The 4,199-nt window shown below is 75.7% G+C and carries 2 protein-coding genes; both read right to left on the bottom strand.

Annotated features, from left to right (window positions below):
• A partial coding sequence (locus GV126_RS33860; protein ID WP_201299982.1) for a SpoIIE family protein phosphatase occupies positions 1 to 2,147 on the bottom strand: 2,147 nt, incomplete at its 3' end.
• A 61-nt stretch (positions 2,148 to 2,208) separates the two neighbouring features.
• The coding region (locus GV126_RS33855) for a SpoIIE family protein phosphatase (protein ID WP_159675010.1) at positions 2,209 to 4,199 on the bottom strand (1,991 nt) is incomplete at its 5' end.

Here is a 4,199-nt window from a genome sequence, read left to right as displayed (position 1 = left end):
CGCGCCCCCGCCCGGCGGGGGCCCCCCCCCCCCCCGGGCGGCGCCGCCGGCGGCAGTCGGGGGAGGGCCACCGGGCCCGCGGGACCCACCACCGCCGGCGCGACATGCCCGGCCCGCGACAGGGTGCAGCGGCCGCCGACGGGGTCGTAGATGGCATACAGGCAGGTCGCCCCGGTGACCATGGATCCCTCGCCGTCCCCGGCCGCCTGGGTGTCCAACCGCCCCACCATCTCGTCCAGATGCCCCAGCAGCTCCTCCGGCGGCAGGTCCAGCGAGGAGAAGTTCAGCACGGCCGTGCGCAGCCGGCCCATGGTGACCGCGGCGTGCAGCCCGTGCCCCACCACGTCGCCGACCACCAGCGCCACCCGGAACCCGGGCAGGGGGATCACGTCGAACCAGTCGCCGCCCACGCCCGACTGCGCCGGCAGGTACCGCCACGCCACCTCCAGCGCGTCCTGTTCCGGCAGGTCCCGGGGCAGCAGATTGCGCTGCAGCGTCACCGCCATCGCGTGCTCCCGCGAGTACCGGCGGGCGTTGTCGATCGCGACGGCCGCCCGCGCCCCCAGCTCCTCGGCGACCGCGACGTCCTCCTCCTCGAACCGCGGCGTGCCGCTGCCGCGCCAGAAGTTGACCATGCCGAGCACCACGCCCCGCGCCCTGAGCGGCACCGTGATCAGCGAGTGGATGCCGGACTCCAGCACCCGGCGGGCACCCTCCGGGTCCTGCGCCCGCCAGTCCCCCGCCCGGTGCAGATCCGGTACGAGAACGGCCTTGCCGCGCCGCAGCGCCGCCACCATCCGCGTGTCGGCCACGACGAACCGGATCAGATCGCCCACCGGCTGCAGCGGGGTGTCCGGGCGCGAGCCGCGCACGGCGGTGCGCCGCATCCGGTGCACGGCCCCCGTGGGCTCCTCGCCCTGCAGCACGGACTCCAGCAGCTCCACGGTCACCACGTCCGCCAGCCGCGGCACCGCCACCTCGGCCAGTTCCTGCGCGGTGTGCCGCACGTCCAGCGTGGTGCCGATGCGCACCCCGGCCTCGTACAGCAGCGTCAGGCGGCCCCGTGCCACCTCCGCCCGGCCCGCCAGCGCCTGCGGTTCGGTGGTGTCCCGGAAGCTGGCCACCAGGCCGGGAACGTCACCGTAGGGCGCGGTCCGCCGGGTGTTGACCGCCAGCAACCGGTCCCCGGCCGGGCACACCCGGTCGGAGGCGATCTCGCCCGCCACCAGCAGCCGCGTCAGCTCCGGCCCCAGCCCCAGCTCGGTGACGTGCCGCTGGTCGGCGTCCGGCGGCAGGTGCAGCAGCCGGCGCGCCTCGTCGTTGGCGAGCAGCAGCCGTCCGTCGGCGCCGACGATCAGCACCCCCTCGCGCACCGCGTGCAGCACCGCGTCGTGGTGCTCGTACATCCGGGTCATCTCGGCCGGGCCCAGGCCGTGGGTCTGACGGCGCAGCCGCCGGCTGACCAGGGCGGTGCCCGCGGTGGCCAGCGCGAGGGCGAGCGCCGCCGCGCCCAGCAGCATGGGCACCTGCTGGTCGAGCAGATGCCCGAGGGTCTGGATCTGGATGCCCGCCTGGACCACGCCGACCACCCGACCGCTCGGGTCGGTCACCGGCACCACGGCGCGCACCGCGTCGGACGGCTTGCCGTGGAAGGTGTCGATGAAGGTCTCGCCCGCCACGGCCCGGCTGACGTCCTGCGCATGGGTGCCGACGAGCTGGGGATCGTTGTCGGCCAGCCGCACCCCCTTGGTGTTCATCACGGAGACGAAGTCGACACCCGAACCCGTCTGCGCCTGCACCGCCGACGGCTGCAGCAGCGGCGTCGGATCCGGCGAGCGCAGGGCCGCCGCCGTGCCGGGTGCGTGGGCGAACGCCTCCGCGGCGGCCAGGACCCGCTGCCGCGCGTCGTTCTGGGCGTCGTACCGGGACTGCAGCACCAGGGCGGTGGCCGCCGCGGCGACCAGCACCAGCACCACGATGACCTGCAGCAGGAACACCTGCGCGGCCACCGTGCCCAGGCTCCGGGACGGAGCGTGGCGGCGTCCGGGGGGCCGCCGCGGCCCCGGGCCGGTGGACGGATCAGCTGACCGCCGGCCGCCGGGCGGTGGCGCCGCCTCGGACCGGGACCGGCGGGAACGTCCGATCATGTTCCCAGTTCTAGCACTGCGCTTCCGCAGCGGGCGACCTGTATGCCCGGCTCGTGTCGATTCATGGCCGGTGCGTACCGTGCTCGCGCGGCAGCGGCTGCTCCGCCCAGATCGTCTTGCCCTCGTCGCAGTACCGGGTGCCCCACCGCTGGGCGATCTGGGCGACCAGGAACAGGCCCCGGCCGCCCTCGTCCGTGCTCCGGGCGCGCCTGAGGTGCGGCGAGGTGCTCGAACCGTCCGAGACCTCGCAGATCAGGACGCGCTCGTGGATGAGCCGCAGCCCGATCGGCCCGCAGGCGTGCCGTACGGCGTTGGTGAGCAGTTCGCTGACGATCAGCTCCGTGCTGAAGGCCACGTCCTCAAGGCCCCAGCGGGACAGCTGCGCCACGGCGGCGGACCGGGCCGCGGGGACGGCCGCCGGATCGCCGGGCACCTCCCAGGAGGCCACGCGGTCGGCGCTGAGCACGTGCGTGCGGGCCACGAGGAACGCCACGTCGTCCCGGGGCCGGGCCGGCAGCAGGGTGCGCCCCATGGTGTCGCAGATCTCCTCCAGCGGCCGGTCGGGATGGGCCAGCGCGAAGCACAGGCGTTCCATGCCGACGTCGACGTCCCGGTCCGACGCCTCGATCAGCCCGTCCGTGTACAGAGCGAGGACGCTGCCCTCCTCCACCGGTACCACCGCCGACTCGAAGGGCAGACCGCCCAGCCCCAGCGGCGGCCCCGCCGGGATGTCGGGGAACTCCACCGGCTCGGTCAGATGAGCGATCGCGGGGCTGGGGTGCCCGGCACGCGCCACCACGATCTCGCGGGCGATGGGGTCGTAGACGGCGTACACGCACGTCGCGCCGACCACCGCGCCCTGGTCGGCGGCCTCCGCTTCCTCGGCCAGGCGCACCACCAGGTCGTCCAGGCGCGCCAGCAGTTCGTCCGGGGCCAGGTCGAGGTCGGCCAAGGTCTGCACGGCCGCCCGCAGCCGGCCCATGCCGGCCGCGGCGTGCAGCCCGTGGCCGACCACGTCGCCCACCACCAGCGCGACCCTGGCGCCGGACAGCGGGATGACGTCGTACCAGTCCCCGCCCACCCCGGCCTCGGCGTCGGTCGGCAGGTACCGGTGGGCGACCTCGACGGCGCTGTGCTCGGGCAGCGCGGGCGGCAGCAGGCTGGTCTGCAGGGTCAGCGCCGCCTGGTGCTCCCGGGCGAAACGCCGGGCGTTGTCCACGCACACCGCGGCGCGCGCCACCAGGTCCTCCACCAGGAGCATGTCGTCCGCGTCGAACGGGGCGGCGTTCTGCCAGCGCAGCAGCGTCACCACGCCCATGGTGATGCCGCGCGCCCGCAGCGGGACGACCAGATGCGTGTGCACGCCGAGCCGGATCATCGTCTTCCAGCGCCGCGGATCGTGGACCAGCCAGGGCGTCGTCGCATCGACGGTCTCCCGCACGGTGAGCCCGGTGGCCAGGCAGCGCCGCTGCGGGGAGCACGCCGGGTACCGGGTGGGCTCGCCGATGGCCACGATCACCTCGGGCTGGTCCTCCCTGATCGACAGGTGCGCCGCACGGCGCAGCGTGGGCCCGCCGGACGCCGCACGGTCGGCCGGGGCCGCCGCCTCGGTCACCGCGTCCAGGAGGTCGATCGCCACGAAGTCGGCGACCTGCGGCACCATGCCCTCCGCCAGCTCCCGCACCGTCCGGTCCAGGTCCAGCGTGGTCCCGATGTGCGCTCCGGCCGCGTTGACCAGGGCCAGCCGCTCGCGGGCCGGGTCCTGGCCGGTGACGTCGAGGGCGGCGTAGCACACGCCGAGCGTGCGGCCCGAGCCGTCGAACAGCGGGACGAAGGTGCGCAGCCGGGAGCGCCCGGGACGGTGGCCGCCGGCCGGGCCGCGGCGCGGCGGGACGGGTTCCAGGGTGACGTGGCACTGGCCGGAGAGCAGCGCCTGCCGGGCGTGCCGGGTGACCACCTGCCGCACGGCTCCCTCCGCGAGGGCGTCCGTGACGGCGGCCGCTCGCGCCGGGGATGCGGCGGGCGCCCTGCCCTCCGCGGACGGGGGAGCGG

It is taken from the genome of Streptomyces mexicanus, from assembly GCF_902506575.1.
Taxonomy (GTDB): Bacteria; Actinomycetota; Actinomycetes; order Streptomycetales; family Streptomycetaceae; genus Streptomyces; species Streptomyces mexicanus.
This window is presented reverse-complemented; position numbering and strand designations above follow the sequence as displayed.